Annotated in this window: 1 protein-coding gene; it reads right to left on the reverse strand. The window is 43.3% G+C overall.

Annotated elements, in window-relative coordinates:
* Nucleotides 1-39: 39 nt before the first annotated feature.
* Nucleotides 40-510 (reverse strand): Hcp family type VI secretion system effector (locus Xbed_RS20445; RefSeq protein ID WP_479688286.1); only part of this gene is annotated, 471 nt, incomplete at its 5' end.

The following is a 510-nucleotide window of genomic DNA, read 5'->3' on the forward strand; positions in this document are numbered from 1 at the left end:
GATTCTATTTTTGTGTAAACGGTATACGTTGGCATGGTATTAATCCTTTAAAATATGAAATTCAAGTTTCTTTTTGTCATCAGTGAGATGCCATTGGGTATAACCTTGTTTATCCGTCTTTCCTTCTTTTATCTGACCATCCGGCAGGCAAACCCGATACTTGCGTTCGGTTAAAAGATTACCGTCATCATCCACACAACGATAACGAGCATGATGTTTAGCGGGTTTTACCGGAGTCTCTTCAACCCGCGGCTTCTTCAGTGGCTTAACATTCGAGAATCCAGACAAAAGCGGCCTTTCTTCTTCACGTCCAACTAATTGCGAAATACTGTAACCCGACGTTCCGGCGGCGAGGTGACTGCATGAAATAGATTTGTAATCCAGCATCACCACTTCATGCGGCATGGCGCCGTTGTCGTCGATGGAATGCGGATAATGATAGGAAACATCAACAATGCTCGCGCCTGTCAGTTTGATTTCATAAAAAAATTCCAACTGTCCCATTGGATT

It is taken from the genome of Xenorhabdus beddingii (assembly GCF_002127545.1).
In the GTDB taxonomy this organism is placed as follows: Bacteria; Pseudomonadota; Gammaproteobacteria; order Enterobacterales; family Enterobacteriaceae; genus Xenorhabdus; species Xenorhabdus beddingii.